This is a genomic window from Pandoraea vervacti (genome assembly GCF_000934605.2).
Classification (GTDB): Bacteria; Pseudomonadota; Gammaproteobacteria; order Burkholderiales; family Burkholderiaceae; genus Pandoraea; species Pandoraea vervacti.
The window spans coordinates 4,721,892-4,737,157 of sequence record NZ_CP010897.2 but is presented as its reverse complement, the minus strand read 5'-3'; the positions used below and the strand labels follow the sequence as shown (position 1 = coordinate 4,737,157).

Here is a 15,266-nt window from a genome sequence, read left to right as displayed (position 1 = left end):
GAAGCACCCATGCCAGCGCCGATGAAGCACCCATGAAGGGCGCACCGGTCTAAAGACTCGGCTGGCAAACGCCGTTAGGACTGGATAAGCTCTGCTCAGCTTCTCAAGGGCCGCGACGCCCCACGACACACTGTGTGGCGCCGCAGGTCAAAACGACAAAAACAACACTTTTTGCGCAGGCGGTGCATCCGTGCACGCGTCAGTGCTTTTCCGACATGTCGCCGCAAGCCTTTCGCAATACCGTCAATCTGATCTATCACGGACGCAACGTGGCGCTCACGTTGCTGCTCATCGCATTGCTTTACAACCAGACCTTCTGGGTGTTTGCGAGTGCGGTGGCGGCGGCGCTGTGCACGGGCGCGCTGCATGAGGCCGGACGTGTGCCGCAGGAGGAGGCGTTGCCGCCGCGTCCGCTCGTCATTCAGATCATTCGCATCTCCGTGCCGCTGCTGCTCACGATGTTCGCGCTCGGCTACGGCGCCGTCTGGCTCAATCGCAATTTCGGCTGAATGCCGCGCCAGGGGCGAGGCACGCGAACGAGTGCGCGCGCCGCCCCTCCTTGCCGGCGCCTCGACGTCGTTACTTTACCCACTGAATAGTGGTGCGAGTGCAGCGAGGGCGGGTGAAGCAACGGCGGGGGCAACAACATCGAAGGCGTATGTGGAAGGGGGGCGGGGACACTTATGTGTCACCCGAGCCCCAACGTCACCAAGCCCCTGAGTGCATGAGCGGACTATACGCTCAGTCGCGTATGCGCGCGAGACGCATCAATCCGTGCGATCGGTGCCGTCTGAGGCAGCGTCACGGCGCATGGTTCTGCGTTCAGCCGTGCTTGTGCAGCAGGGCGTTGCGACGGGCATACGTGAAGTAGATCACCATGCCGATGGCCAGCCAGACCACGAAGGCGATCCATGTGGCGGCTTGCAGGTGCGCCATCAGGAACAGGCACAGACCGGCGGAGATGAGCGGCACGACCGGCGCACCCGGCACGCGAAACGCGCGCGGCAGGTCGGGGCGCGTGCGACGCAGCACGAGTACGGCCACGGACACGAGTGCGAACGCCGACAAGGTGCCGATGTTGATCAGTTCTGCGAGCACGCCCAGCGGCACGAAGCCCGCAATGACAGCGAAGATCGCCCCGATGATCCAGGTGCCCGCGAACGGCGTCTTGTGCGTGGGATGGATGCGCGAGAGCAGCGGCGGCAGCAGGCCGTCGCGCGACATAGCGTAGGTAATGCGCGTCTGACCATACGTCATCACGAGAATGACGGTCGTCATGCCGAGAATCGCCCCGAGATCGACAAACCCGGCGACCCAGTTCTGTCCGGCGTATTGCAGGGCCAGCGACACCGGATGATCGACCCCGGCGAACTGCGCGAACGGCACGATGCCGGTCATGATCGCGGCCACGGCCACGTACAGCAGGGTGCATACGATGAGCGAGCCGATGATGCCGATGGGCAGGTCGCGTCCCGGGTTACGAACTTCTTCGGCGGCGGAGGTCACGGCGTCGAAGCCGATGAACGCGAAGAAGACGAGGGCCGCCGCATTGAACATGCCGCTGGTGCCGAAGGGCATGAACGGTGTCCAGTTGGCGGGTTTGACGTGCCACACGCCCACGGCGATGAACAGCAGCACCACGCCGATCTTGATCGCCACCATGAGGTTGTTGATGCGCGCCGATTCACGCACGCCGTACGACAGCACCCACGTGATGAGCAGCATGATGACGACGGCGGGCAGGTTGATGAAGGTCGTCACGCCGGGCACGCTGCCGGGCGCTGCGGTGATCGCCGCAGGCAGGTGCATGCCGAACCCGGCTGCGAGCGACTGGAAATACCCCGACCACCCTACGGACACGGCGGAGGAAGCGAGGCCGTATTCGAGCATCAGGTCCCAGCCGATGATCCACGCGACGATTTCCCCGAGCGTGGCATAGCTATAGGTGTAGATGGAGCCGGAGACGGGGATGGTGGACGCGAACTCGGCATAGCACAGCGCGGCAAAGCCGCAGGCCATGGCCGCGATGATGAAGGAGAGGGTAAGCGCCGGGCCGGCGGTCAGTGCGCCCGTGCCGGTGAGCACGAAGATGCCCGTGCCGATGATGGCCCCGATGCCCATGAGCACCAGGTCGACGGGGCCCAGCACTTTCTTGAGACTGCCGGTGCGGCCGGCGGCCAGCATGTTCTCGATGTTCTTGGTTCGAAAAAGACTCATTGCCTGCAAAAGGTTCCTGCAACGTATGTCCCTGGTGCACGCACGACGCGCGCCATCGGGAAATCCACGGGAGACGTGTCCCGCGACCTGGCTGCAAGGGCGCCCCGGGCTTGTGGCCGCTCGTTCCCATGCGTGGCGGACGGCCACAGGGTTTAACGAACCACGTCGATGCGCTAACGCTGCCGGTGGCTCGCCATTCGGGCGACGCAACGGCAATCAGCCGTCACCGGCGGGCGCGGGTGGCGCGTGTCGGTGACGGCAAGGCGATAGGCATGCCACGACGCGCCGTTGAGCACGCCGGGGCGGGACGAACACGATCGAGACTTACCGAGGATCCTGCCGGACTGCCGTGACCGCCGCGGTCTTCGCGACGGCACACCGGAGATAGGTCTGCTGAAGGGTCTGCAATGTTGACTGCACGTCGACGTCGAAAGACATCATGTGTGCAAGGGCTCGCTGTCCTGCGGTCCGGCCATCGGCGCCAGTTCGGCACCTCCGCCTGGCCGGAATTGCTCACATTTTAAGCGTTTTTCCCGAAGTGGGTGCAGCGGTTGCTGAATTTGCTGCCGCGATTCGTTCGTGGGGGCGTTTTCTGTTCCGGTTCCTGTGGTGATGAAAACCACATCCCGGTATCTCCGCCTCGCTCCGGCATCCGCCCGGGCCGCGGGGGTTACCGGTACCCTGACTGCGCTCCACCTGAAAGTCGCTCCCTCAGGGCACCGATAACCCCCGCCCTCACACACCCGATGCCTCGCTCCGGCATCCGCCCGGGCCGCGGAGGTTACCGGTACCCTGACTGCGCTCCACCTGAAAGTCGCTCCGTCAGGGCACCGGCAACCCCCGCCCTCAAACACCCGAGTCCAACCCCTGGTCCTCTCCCGCTATCGGTTTTGCCCCTGACCGCCCCCCGGCGGTCGGCCACCGTTGCCATGGCCTCCCCCAGGTCCACCCCCATGGTCGCCTCCATGGCCGCCTCCACCTCCGCCACCCGGCGGACGCGGCCCCGGACCGCCCCCCTGTCCCGGCGGACGAGGACCCGGACCCGCACCATGGCCCGGGGGCCGAGGACCCGGTCCGGCGCCATGCCCCGGCGGTCGTGGACCCGGTCCGGCGCCATGCCCCGGCGGTCGTGGACCCGGCCCAGGCCCCGCACCATGTCCCGGCGGACGCGGACGATTCCCCGGGTAGTAGCCGCCCGGCGGGCGTGGCGGCGGCCCTGGGTTCCAGTGCGGCGGCCGGGGTCCCGGCGGCGGACGATGCCAGTAGCGCTGATCGTTGTACCACGGCCGATTCCGGTAATAGTTGCCCCAGTACGTGCCGATCGAGAAGGTGATGATCGGCAACCCGATCATCGTCCCGTAGTTGAGCACGGGCACCGGATTGCCCTGGTACGGATAACTCAGGAGCGCCGCATAAATCCAGCCGCGTGTCCCGGGCAAACCGATGTCGCACCACGAATAACCGGAGATGCAGCCGTACACCGTCACGGGCATACCCGCCGCCGCTTGCGCAACGACAGGGTAGTCGGTGGCCGGCCCGGCGCGCACGTTGGCCGACGCATTGATGACGGCCTGTCCCGACTGCGCCGACGCCGCTTCGGGCAGCGTCGCGAGCGTGGCGAGCATCGCAGTGCCCGCGAGAACGAGCGGCAAGGTTCGTTTATTCATGGTCGTCTCCCTGTTGTGACGATGCAGCGCGGTAAGCCCGTTCGTGCTTTCTGCTTCATGCCAACCCTCGTCAGGCGCTGTGCTCTGCATGTCCATTCGACCTGTCGCGTCGCCTGAGGGTTTGCGCTATCGCGTAACGAAACGTTGCAGCGACGTGCCTGCGTGTTACAAGTGCATGGCGCGTATGCGCGATGCCGGTGCCGGGGGATTACGACACCCGGCGCGCCCGGAAACGACAACGGCGGCGACATGCGCTTCCGAAGCTTCCGAAGCATGCCGCCGCCGCTGTTTTCCGTCAGCCGGGGTACGGCAACCACACGCATGCGTGCAGTTGCGCGCGATCAGTACAGCACGACGGAGCGGATCGACTCGCCACGCTTCATCAGGTCGAAGCCTTCGTTGATCTGGTCAAGGCGCAGGGTGTGCGTGATGAGATCGTCGATGTTGATCTTGCCTTCCATGTACCAGTCGACGATCTTCGGCACGTCGGTGCGGCCGCGCGCGCCACCGAACGCCGACCCCTTCCACTCGCGGCCCGTCACCAGTTGGAAAGGACGCGTGCTGATTTCCTGGCCTGCCGCCGCCACGCCGATGATGAACGACTGGCCCCAGCCCTTGTGGCAGCATTCCAGCGCCTGACGCATGGTCGTGACGTTGCCGATGCATTCGAACGAATAGTCTGCGCCGCCGTCGGTGAGTTGCACGATGGTGTCGACGACGTTCTCGACGTCATTGGGATTGATGAAGTGCGTCATGCCGAACTTCTTCGCGAGTTCGACGCGGCCCGGGTTGATATCGACGCCAATGATCTTGTCGGCGCCGACCATCTTCGCGCCCTGAATCACGTTCAGGCCGATACCGCCCAGACCGAAGACGACGACGTTCGCGCCCGCCTCGACCTTCGCCGAGTATACGACCGCGCCCACGCCGGTCGTCACGCCGCAACCGATGTAGCAAACCTTGTCGAACGGGGCGTCGGAGCGAACCTTCGCCACGGCGATCTCGGGCACGACGATGTAGTTCGAGAAGGTGGAAGTGCCCATGTAGTGGAAGATGGGCTTGCCGTCGAGCGAGAAGCGCGAGGTGGCATCGGGCATGAGGCCGCGCCCCTGCGTGCTGCGGATCGCCTGGCACAGGTTGGTCTTGCGCGACAGGCAGAATTTGCACTGACGGCATTCCGGCGTGTACAGGGGAATGACGTGGTCGTCCTTCTTGAGCGTGGTGACGCCCGGGCCGACGTCGACGATCACGCCCGCACCCTCATGGCCGAGGATGGCGGGGAAGATGCCTTCCGGGTCGGCGCCCGAGAGTGTGTAGTAGTCCGTATGGCAGATGCCGGTGGCCTTGACCTCGATCAGCACCTCGCCGGCGCGCGGCCCCTCCAGATCGACTTCTTCGATGGTCAGGGGCTTGCCCGCTTCCCAGGCAATGGCGGCTTTGGTTTTCATGGCGTTATTCCTCGTTGCAACGTCGTTCGGGGGAATCCCTTCGCGACGTACCATACCGCGTTCTAAAGTCACGCGCGAGTCTTGACAGGCCATCTCGACAAAAAAGGCGGGGCCGGATGCACGATTTGCCAGGCATTCCCGGGCGCTATCCGACACTGACCGGCGCGCTCAGCGCCGCGCCCCGCTGCCCAGCGGCGCCAGGAGGTGATAGAAGCCCTGGGCGTCGACCGGGCGGGCGAACCAGAATCCCTGGGCTTCGTCGCAGCCCAGTTCGGTGAGCCGCTGCGCCTGCGCCTTCGTCTCCACGCCCTCGGCCGTGACGCGCAGTCCGAGCGAGTGGGCCATGGCGATGACCGCGCTGACGATGGCGTGGCTGGGCGCATGCGTGAGCATGTCGCGCACGAAGCTCTGGTCGATCTTGAGCCGATGCACGGGAAAGCGGGTGAGATAGGCCAGACTTGCATAGCCGGTGCCGAAGTCGTCGACGGCGATCTCCACGCCCATCTCGTGCAGCGAACGCAGGCAGCCCACAGCGGCGCTGGAGTCGCCCAGCAACACGGTCTCCGTGATCTCGATTTCGAGATGGCGTGGCTCCAGCGCATTCGCGCTCAGCGCCCGCTCGACCATGCCCACGACATCCTGACGCGCGAACTGCTGGGCCGAGACGTTCACGGAGATACGCGGCAAGTGACCGCATCGGCGCAGCAAGCGGCTGGCTTCCCGGCAGGCGGTTTGCATGACCCATTCGCCCAACGGCAGGATGAGGCCGGAGGTCTCGGCCACCGGCACGAACTCGGCCGGGCCGACCGCACCCAGTGTCGGATGACGCCAGCGCAAGAGGGTTTCCGCGCTGCGAATCTCTCCGCTCGTGAGGGTGACCTGGGGCTGGTAGACAAGATGAAGCTGCGAATGCGCGTGCTCGTGCACCGCCACGCGCAGCAATCCCTCCAGTTCGTTGCGACGCCGCGTCTGCGCGTCCATCTCGCTGCTGAAAAAGCGCATACCGCCGCCACTGGCGCTGGCGATGCCGAGCGCCAGGTGGGCACGACGCAACAACGTTTCGGGCGTGTTGCCGTGGTCGGGATAACTCACCGCGCCGATGCTGGCGTCGAGCGCGACGGCGCTCTGATCGACGTCGACCCATTGGGCAAGCCGCGATTGGATTCGCGACGCCAGCAACCGCGCGCCGTCGCCGGTCTCGTTGGTGACGATGACGAACTGGCTGCCTCCGAGACAGGCGAGCGCGTCCTCGGGGCCACTCGCTTCCCGCAGACGTTCTGCGGCGATGCGCAGCGCCAGTTCGGCAGTCGGCGGCCCGAAGGTGCTTCGCAGCTTGCGCAGATGATCGAGCTCCAGGAGCAACACCGTCAGCCCGACGCCCTGATGGGCGCATCGGTGGATGGCGAGTTCGAGTCGCTCGTTGAGCAAGGTTTGATTGGGCAGACGCGTGACCGGGTCGTGGTGCGTGACGTACCACAGGCGGGACGCGACCTGGACTTGCTGCGAGAGATCGAGCACGATGCCGACCCAACGGCGCTCGCCCGGGGCGTGTTCGACACATGAGAGCGCAAGGCGGATCGGCAGCCAGCTTCGGGTGTGCGTGAGCAGATGCCACTCGTCGTCGTACGGCACCGGCTCGATGGCCGACAGACTGGCGAGCGCGGGCGGGCGTCGGCGGGCGAGTTCGGCGGGGTCGAGCAGGGAGAGGAAGCTGCGCCTGCCAAGCAGGTCGTCCGGCCGATAGCCGGTCAGGCGCGTAAAGGCGGTATTCATGCGCTCCAGCATGCCGTCGTCCGTACACACGAACATGGCATACGGCGCGCTGTCGAGCGCGGCGCGGCTCAGTTCCGCCTGGACGTCGGGCACCGGGCGAGGTACGGGATCATTCATATGCGTACCTCCCGAAGACCCGTCCGGCCGGCGTTCAGGAACGTCATGCAACACCTCCCTGGCGTCGCGATTTTTATCTCGATAATCGAGCGATCGGCGCGCTCGATTCCTTTTGTTTTTCAATCAGTTATGCGCACCATTCTGCCACGTTGCAAACGCTCGCGGGCAAGGGAAAACACGAGGTCGGAAGGGGTTCCGAAAACGCGCCGGTACGCGCATGCTGTCGACTGGGGACGCCTGTGACACGGATATCCGGCAGCGCGGTGTATGGCTGGAACCCAAGCCCTTCGGTATGATGCGGCCTGGTTCCGGCAGGCGATACTCATAAAGCGTCGATTGCACAGGAAACGACGTTCCGGTGACCACGGACATTTCGGCAAAGAGGGAAGGCGGCATTGCATAGCGTCTGGACAAAGACGAGCAGCGTGACACGGGGCCCGCGGCGCGATTGCCGCGCGGTTCTGTTTTTCCGTGCGCGTCTGATGCTCTTTTGTCTGGTACTGAGCGCCGTCCCGTTCGGTCAGGCTCGGGCGCAGACGCCCGCCAGCGGCGGCGCGGGAGCGTCGGTCGCCCCTGCGAGCGTGCGCGACGCCAACGTGCGGCAGGTCGTGCTGGGTATCGTCAGTTTCACGCGCTGGCCGACACCGCCCGCCCGGGTGCGTTTGTGCGTCGTCGGCCACACCGACTATGCCCGTGAGTTGCTTGCGCCGCAGGGCGCATCAGCGAGCGCGTCCTCGGGTGCCTCAGCGAGTACCTCAGCGAATACCTCAGCGAATGCGTCGGCAAGTGCCGCATCGAACAGTACGCCGCCGGTCGACGCGCACCGGTTATCGGCGGCGGAGCCTGCCATCGGTTCGTTGTGCGATGCGTTGTATCTCGGCGCCGTAAGCGACGCAGAGCGTCGTCAGGTCCTGGCGTCACTCGCCGGTCATGCCGTGCTCACGATCAGCGAGCGCAATGATTCGTGCACCCTTGGCACGATGTTCTGCCTGAACGTCGATGCCGAGCGGGTGACATTCGATATCAACCTCGACACCGTCGCGCGCAGCGGCGTACGTGTCCACCCGAACGTGCTGAAGCTGGCGCGAAAACCGGGGACACCATGACAACCCAATTCCCCCCCGCCCATCCCCCCCCTGGCCCCGTCGCCGGACTCCTGCCGAAGCAGGTCCAGGGCGATGCAGCCCCCGGCGGCGGCGCTCGCGAACCGACGCCGGACGCGTCGACGGCCCCGACAGCCTCTAGCGCTCCGACCTCGCCCTCGCGCGGCGCTTGCGCTGCTACCGAACCTTCGAGCGCGTCTGCGCTCATGCGCTCGCGTCGGCCGTCGCTGCAACGCGTGCTGCGACGCACGCACCTGCGACTGGCTGTCTCCGCTGTCGTGCTCGCGGCACTCTCGCTCTCGCTGGTGGCATGGATCGCGTTACGCGCCTACGCTGAAAACAATCTGCTGCTTGTCGGTCGCTCGCTCGCCTACACGGCCGAGGCGGCGGTCGTGTTCGGTGATCGCGTGGCCGCGCAGGAGGCGATTGCGCTCATCGCCAACGACGAAGACGTGGTGCAAGTGCGAGTGGTCGATGCCCGCAACGCCCAGTTCGCCATGTGGCGGCGTGCAGACGGCGGCACGCTGGCCAAGATCGAGCGCACCGTCGCCGATATTGCGTTGCCAGGGCCAGTGACGTTGCCCATTCGCCATGACGGCAACGTCGTCGGACAGATCGAAGTGCAGGGGCAGGGCAAGCAGTTCTTCGTCTTTCTCGTGAGCGGCATCGGCGGGGTGCTGGCGTGCCTGCTGGTGACGTTTGCCGTGGCGAACGTGCTTGCCAAACGCATGCATCGCGATATCGTCAAGCCGTTGCGTGCGCTGGCGGAAGTCGCACATGCGGTGCGCCGCGAGCGGGCATTTCATCAGCGTGTGGCCGCCACGCCGATTGCCGAGCTCAAGGAACTGGGCGATGACTTCAATGCGCTGCTCGACGAGTTCGAAGGCTGGCAGAACCACTTGCGCGCACAGAACGCCACGCTCGCGCATCAGGCGAATCACGATCCGCTCACGGGATTGCCGAATCGTGCCTACTTCGAGTCGCGCCTCACGCAGGCGCTTGGCGAAGCGCGCGAATTGGGCACGCATGTCGCGCTGCTGTACCTCGATAGCAATCGATTCAAGGACATCAACGATCAGCTCGGCCACGATGCCGGCGATGCCGTTCTCGTGGCGATTGCGCAGCGTTTGCGGCAGCCGCTGCGCGAGGGCGATCTGGTGGCGCGTCTGGGCGGCGACGAGTTCGCCGTGATGCTGCCGGGCGTGCGCCAGACGTCGAACGCCGTGCGGCTCGCACAGACGCTGCTCTCATCGATGGAGAAGCCCATTGCGTTGCCGGGGGGCGACGATTTGGTCACGTCGATGAGCATCGGCGTTGCGTTGTACCCGACGCATGCGCACGACGCGTCCACGCTGCTGCGTGCCGCGGATGCGGCGATGTATCAGGCCAAGCGTGCCGGCCTGGGCACCTGGCATGTTGCGCAAAGCGCCAAGGAATAAGGCGGCGAGCAGCGTCTGGCAGTATTCATAACAAGTAAGAACGACGACCGGATTTCACACTGCAATGGGGAATGGTTTTGAGCTCTCATCACATACGTGAGCGCGCGTTGCGCGGCGCTCCCATCTTGGCACTGGTTATCGCCATCGCGCGCACGCTCGCGCTGTTGAAGTTTTCCGCCCGGCGTGCCATGCTGCTCGCCTGCCTGCTCGGCGTTGGCGTGCTGGCCGGCTGCCAGACCACGCCGGTGCACGGCCTCACGCCCGAGCAGATCGCGGCGCTCAAGTCCGAGGGCTTTACGCAGACGGACGAGGGTTGGGAGTTCGGCATGTCGGACACCGTGTTGTTCGATACCGACAAGTTCGTAGTGCGCGACCCGGCGCGCGAGACCGTACTGCGCATCGGACGCACGCTCGTGAAGGTCGGACTCAACACGGTGCGCGTCTACGGATACACGGACTCGGTCGGCAGCGACGCCTACAACGAGCAACTCTCCGCTCGTCGCGCCGACGCCGTGGCGGGGGTGCTCGTGGACGCAGGCATGCAGCGCGCCGGGATCCAGACCATTGGCGCGGGCAAGCGCAATCCGGTCGCGGATAACAGCACGCCCGCCGGACGCGCGCAGAATCGTCGCGTTGCCATCGTGATTTCGACACGCTGATTTTGGCTTGCCGATTTCGGCATTTCGGACGCACCACGTTGCGCAGCGCCCGAACGAGGCGTGGGAGCGCACAGAGACAAAGGGCGTCGGCCCGAAAGGCAATGTAAGTCCTTGCCAACGGCCACAATCAGGCACAATGGCGACTGCTGCCTCGATTGCCCATGTTGCCGACGTTGTTTCGATGCCCCCGACGTTCCTGAATTACCGGTTCCTCGCTGCCGAGGGCTTGCCCTGCATGCACCGTGCCCTGCGTGTCGTCTCTAGTCGCGCGTTGAAGGTCGCCGCTGCCGCTATCGTGACGGCGGCAATCGGCGTTGCGTCGCCCGCCTTCGCCCAAGGCGCGACCGGTACGGCGACCCCTTCGAGCGTTCGGGAAGCGCGTCGCGTGCCCGATGTCCCTAACCCGCACAGCACGCGCGTCGGCGCATGGGCGACGGCGCCGCAGGCCGTGGCGCAACATCCCGCCGCGCCCTCGTTCAATCGGGCACCGGCGGTCGGCGGGCGTACCGTGCGTCAGATCGTTTTTCCGACACTCTCCGGCAATGAAGTGCGCGTGCGCTTCTCGAACGCGTACGGCACGCAACCGCTTGTCATCGACCGCGCCAGCCTGGCGATCTCGGTGCGCGGCGCGGCGATCGATGCCGCGAGCCTGCGCGAGCTGACCTTCGGCACGCAGCCGACAGTGCGTATTGCGCCGGGGGCGTCGATGGAGAGTGATCCGTTGCCGTTCGCCGTACGCGCCGGCACGCCGTTGGCCATCAGCCTTTTCACGCGCGAGTCGAAAACGCCGACGACGTGGCACAAGATCGCCCAGCAGACGGCGTTTCTGAGCGGCGCCGGCGACTTCGTCGGTGACGCTCAGGCGGCGTCGTTCCCGTCGCGGTTCACGAACACCTTGTGGCTTGCCGGGCTAAGCGTGGTGCCGGATGCGCCCTCGCACGCCATCGTCGCCATCGGCGATTCGATTACCGACGGCATGCGTAGCTCGCTCAACGCCAACCGTCGCTGGCCGGACGGGCTGGCGCGGCGTCTGGAGAGCGCCGGGCGACGCGATGTCGCCGTGCTCAATCTCGGCATCAGCGGCAATCGTCTGCTGAACGATTCCGCTTGCTACGGCGAACGGCTGGTCGCGCGTTTTCGTCGCGACGCGCTGGAGCAACCGGGCGTGAAGACGGTCGTCGTGCAGATCGGCATCAACGACATCAATTTCGGCTATGTGCCACCCCACGCGGGTCTGGATTGCGACGTCCCGCATGTGATTGTGACCGCCCCCGAGATGATCGCGGGGTATCAGTCGCTGATCGCCGCCGCGCGCGCGCACAACGTGCGCATCATCGGCACCACGATCCCGCCCGGCAAGTTGCCGCCGGAGCGAGAAGCGGTGCGTGAAGCCGTGAATCAGTGGGTGCGTACGGCGGGGGCGTTCGACGGCGTGGTCGACTTCGACGCTGCGCTGCGCGATCCGTCGCAGCCCACCCGCATGTTGCCGCGCCTGGACAGTGGCGACGGCACGCACCCGAGCGACGCCGGTTATGCCGCCATGGCCGACGCCGTGTCGTTGCCGCTGGTGCTCGGCGCCGGAAAATAACCGGTCTGTCCGCGGCAGGCGCTTCAGCGTTCGCGTCGCACGCCCACAGTCACCTGTTGTAATCGTTTGACGTCCGGCGATTGCAGCCACTCCGGATGCGCCAGGCAATGGCGGAACAGTGCCGTGGCGTCGTCGCCCCAATACAACTCCCCGTCATAGGCAAACGTCGGCACGCCGAACACGCCGGCGGCAATGGCCGCTTCAGTGTTCTCGCGCAACGCGGCCTTGACCTCCGGCATTTCGGCCCGCGCGGTCGCTTCATGGGCCGACAGGCCGAGGCGCTCGCTCAGGTCTGCCCAGCCTCGCTCATCGGTGACGTCGCGCCCCTGCGCCCAGATGAAACGAAAGATCGTGCGCACGACCTCATGCGTCGCGCCAAGCGACACGGCCAGCCGCAGCACGCGGATCGGGTGGAAGGGATGCACCGGCGGCATCTTGAAGGCAATGCCGTCCTGCTCCGCCCGAAATTGCGCCATCCGGTAGGTGAAGATGCGTTTGTGCGGCGTTTCCGCGGGTCCCTGCGTCTGCAGGTGCACGAGAATTGCGCCGAGCACGATCGGCTTCAGGTCGATGGGAAGCGTGCGCGGGAGCGTGTCGAAACGTTCGAATTGCAGATACGCGAACGGCGAGGCGAAATCGAAATACCACTGTGCCCGGCGGGCAGGGGTGTCGGCGGTTTGCGACATGAGGCGCGGTCTCCTTTGTTGGCATCGTGTCCGGCTGATGGCGCCGGTAGGCGCTCAGACAGTGTAACGGCGCGTGAGCGCGTCCGGAATGGCACAGAGCGGGCACAGAGCGGGCACAGAGTTGGGCACAGAACGGGCACAAAAACGGCAAACGAATCAGGACGTTAGGACGCAGTTCCGGATTTATCGGAAATTCGAATATTTTGTATCCGATATAACGATTTTTATTATTGATGCGGCGTTCTTAGACTTGCAGTCATTCGAAAGGAGTGCCTGCAATGACCACAAAAACCCACGCTGCATCGACCCGCGCTTCGGCTTCGGCCGCGCGTCCCGATACGCTGGTGCCGGATCAGCACAATCCGTGGGCGGGGCTGGTTCTCTCGACCGTCATCGCTTTCGTGGCCTTGCTGCTCGGGCGTCAGATGCCGCTCGTCGGCGGCCCCGTGTTCGGTATTTTGCTGGGCATTCTCGTTCGCAATATTTTCCCGCCGGGCGCGCGTTACGAAGCCGGTATCAAGTTCGCCTCGAAGTACGTGCTCCAGTGGTCGATCATTGCGCTTGGCTTCGGTCTGAGCCTGTCGCAGGTGGCGCATACCGGACTGGAGTCTCTGGCGGTCACGGCCGTGACGATCACTGCCGCAGGGTTGTCGGCCTGGGGGCTGGGGCGCCTGCTTGGCGTGCCTGACAAACTCAAGCTGCTCATCGGTGTGGGTACGGCGATCTGCGGCGGGTCGGCCATTGCTGCCGTCACGCCCATCGTCAAGCCAGACGATCATGAGACGGCGTTCGCCATCTCGACCATCTTCCTGTTCAACATTGCCGCCGTGCTGCTGTTCCCGGTGCTCGGTCACGCGCTTCACCTCTCGGACCTCGGCTTCGGCATGTGGGCGGGGACGGCGATCAACGATACGTCGTCGGTGGTGGCCGCAGGTTACAGCTACAGCAAGGCTGCCGGCGATTACGCCACCATCGTGAAGCTCACCCGCGCGACGCTGATCATTCCGATCTGTCTGACGCTGGCGGCCATCGTCGCCTATCGCGCCAAGCGTGCCGGCGCCGGTAACTTCAGCCTTGCCCGCATCTTCCCGTGGTTCATCCTCGGCTTTCTGATCGCGTCGGGTATTCGTACCGCCGGGCTGGTCCCCGCGAGTCTGCAGCCGTGGATTCACGACGCCGCCGAATTCCTGATCATCGTGGCACTGACCGCCATTGGCCTGTCGTCGAACCTGCGCCGCATGGCCTCGACGGGCGTGCGTCCCATCCTGCTGGGCCTTGGCGTGTGGGCCGCAGTGTCGGTCAGCAGTCTGGTGGTGCAATTGGGCATGGGGCAGCTCTGAGCGACGCGCCGATCCTCACGCCTTAGGGCAGACCCGGCGGGCAAGCCGGGTTTCGTCGCCTAGAATGCAATCACGGACGGCCGTCGGCCGCCCGTGACGCATTTTCGGGAGGCCGCGATGACAAGCTCATTCGGTGAGATCTGGTACACGATCGGCGCACTCGTGGTGATCGCGGTACTGGCGGGCATGGTCTGGGAACTGGGGGTGTGGTGGACGCGTCACCCGGAGAGTCCCGCCGTGAAGCGGGTCGAGCATGCGTGGGCGCGAATCCGCCACCCACGGCACTGATGCGAATCTGAACAGACAGCGTGACCAGACAGCGCGGGCCGGACGCTCAGTCCAGCTTCAGGTGACGAGGTACGTTGGCGTCCCAGCGCGCGAGGTCTTCGAGCGGGTAGGGTTTGCTGCCGTGCAGCGCGCGCTTGATGCGGCTCTTGCCGCTGGGCGTGGGCACGTTCGGCAGCGTGTCGCCTTCGGGCGTGCCCGCCAGGTCGAGGTAGTGGCGCTTGAATTCCGCCTGCGTCATCCCCCACTTCATCAGAAACTCGCGGCTACCGCGGTTCTTCACCACGCGCCCGGTCGAGCGGCATCCGAAGTGATAAACGACACTCTTGCCGACGATGCGAAACGTGCGGCATCCGACCAGCCACAGCTTCATCAGGAAGTCGTCGTCGCTGCTCATGCCCGGTCCGAACTCGATGCTGTACCCCCCGACGAGGTGCCACAAGCTGCGGCTCACGAGCGTCGGCTGCGTGGGCACGCCGTTCACATCGCTGCGACCCAACGACGCGGCAAAGGCGAGCAGACCGGCCTCGTCGAATGTCTCGGCGGTCGTGCCGAAATCCTTCGACACGACCTGCTTGCTGACGCCAGCGTTCGGCTCGATCATCACTGACGACAGATAGTAGACGGGCGTGTCGAGCGCGCGGGCGGCGTCGATCAGTGCCGTGTCCCAGCCGGGCGTGACGAACATGTCGTCGTTCAGGAAGAGCAACTGGTCGTGCGACGCGAGCGGCGCGAGTTGGTTAAGCGCCAGGCACACGCCCACATTGCCGCTGCTGTGCGTGTGGCGCAGACCTTGCTCGCGAACCCATTCCAGGGTGCCATCGCTGCCATCGTTCACATGAACGAGGATTTCATGCGCTTGGCCGGAATGTCGGCGAACGCTGTCGATGCACAGCTTGAGGAACGGAAGGTTGTTCCAGGTCGGGATGAGAATACTTAGCATG

The 15,266-nt window shown here is 65.3% G+C and carries 13 protein-coding genes; 7 read left to right on the top strand and 6 right to left on the bottom strand.

The genetic code is table 11. From position 1 onward, the window contains the following. Positions 1–215 precede the first annotated feature (215 nt). The gene (locus UC34_RS20595) at positions 216–509 is read left to right on the top strand and encodes a hypothetical protein (protein WP_157123252.1); all 294 of its coding nucleotides are present in this window, start codon (positions 216–218) and stop codon (positions 507–509) included. Between the two features lie 313 nt (positions 510–822). Here UC34_RS20595 and UC34_RS20590 read toward each other — a convergent pair whose 3' ends face one another. The 4 genes from UC34_RS20590 to UC34_RS20575 form a co-directional block, all read right to left on the bottom strand. Further along, a complete protein-coding gene (locus UC34_RS20590) occupies positions 823–2,217 on the bottom strand; it encodes an amino acid permease (RefSeq protein WP_044456991.1) in 1,395 nt (464 codons plus the stop codon). An 881-nt stretch (positions 2,218–3,098) separates the two neighbouring features. Continuing rightward, positions 3,099–3,884: an SH3 domain-containing protein gene (locus tag UC34_RS20585; protein WP_072617584.1), complete on the bottom strand. Its 786-nt coding sequence runs from the start codon at positions 3,882–3,884 to the stop codon at positions 3,099–3,101. A 341-nt stretch (positions 3,885–4,225) separates the two neighbouring features. After that, the gene (locus tag UC34_RS20580; RefSeq protein WP_044456989.1) at positions 4,226–5,332 is read right to left on the bottom strand and encodes an S-(hydroxymethyl)glutathione dehydrogenase/class III alcohol dehydrogenase; all 1,107 of its coding nucleotides are present in this window, start codon (positions 5,330–5,332) and stop codon (positions 4,226–4,228) included. A 168-nt stretch (positions 5,333–5,500) separates the two neighbouring features. Next, entirely contained in the window at positions 5,501–7,222 is a 1,722-nt protein-coding gene (locus UC34_RS20575; RefSeq protein ID WP_044456988.1) for a putative bifunctional diguanylate cyclase/phosphodiesterase, read from the bottom strand. Between the two features lie 482 nt (positions 7,223–7,704). On the opposite strand from UC34_RS20575, the gene yfiR reads away from it, so the two are divergent. The 4 genes from yfiR (at position 7,705) to UC34_RS20555 (ending at position 12,011) form a co-directional block, all read left to right on the top strand. Continuing rightward, a complete protein-coding gene (gene yfiR / locus UC34_RS20570) occupies positions 7,705–8,328 on the top strand; it encodes a regulatory sequestration protein YfiR (RefSeq protein WP_084071059.1) in 624 nt (207 codons plus the stop codon). A gap of 203 nt (positions 8,329–8,531) precedes the next feature. Beyond that, a complete protein-coding gene (gene dgcN, locus UC34_RS20565; protein ID WP_044456987.1) occupies positions 8,532–9,764 on the top strand; it encodes a diguanylate cyclase DgcN/YfiN in 1,233 nt (410 codons plus the stop codon). A gap of 188 nt (positions 9,765–9,952) precedes the next feature. Continuing rightward, on the top strand, positions 9,953–10,423 hold the full coding sequence (yfiB, locus tag UC34_RS20560; protein ID WP_044458497.1) for an outer membrane lipoprotein YfiB: 471 nt from the start codon (positions 9,953–9,955) through the stop codon (positions 10,421–10,423). Positions 10,424–10,559: 136 nt separating this feature from the next. After that, complete coding sequence (locus UC34_RS20555; RefSeq protein ID WP_237165169.1) at positions 10,560–12,011, top strand: SGNH/GDSL hydrolase family protein; 1,452 nt, start codon at positions 10,560–10,562, stop codon at positions 12,009–12,011. 23 nt (positions 12,012–12,034) lie between these two features. Here the strand turns inward: UC34_RS20555 and UC34_RS20550 are convergent, their stop codons facing one another. Next, a complete protein-coding gene (locus UC34_RS20550; protein WP_044456986.1) occupies positions 12,035–12,697 on the bottom strand; it encodes a 2-hydroxychromene-2-carboxylate isomerase in 663 nt (220 codons plus the stop codon). A gap of 278 nt (positions 12,698–12,975) precedes the next feature. On the opposite strand from UC34_RS20550, the gene UC34_RS20545 reads away from it, so the two are divergent. Together UC34_RS20545 and UC34_RS25495 are read left to right on the top strand one after the other, a co-directional pair. Beyond that, entirely contained in the window at positions 12,976–14,037 is a 1,062-nt protein-coding gene (locus tag UC34_RS20545; protein WP_044456985.1) for a YeiH family protein, read from the top strand. Positions 14,038–14,154: 117 nt separating this feature from the next. Continuing rightward, complete coding sequence (locus UC34_RS25495) at positions 14,155–14,325, top strand: hypothetical protein (protein WP_157123251.1); 171 nt, start codon at positions 14,155–14,157, stop codon at positions 14,323–14,325. A 46-nt stretch (positions 14,326–14,371) separates the two neighbouring features. On the opposite strand, the gene UC34_RS20540 is transcribed toward UC34_RS25495, so the two are convergent. After that, a complete protein-coding gene (locus tag UC34_RS20540; RefSeq protein ID WP_044456984.1) occupies positions 14,372–15,265 on the bottom strand; it encodes a glycosyltransferase family 2 protein in 894 nt (297 codons plus the stop codon). Position 15,266 lies beyond the last annotated feature (1 nt).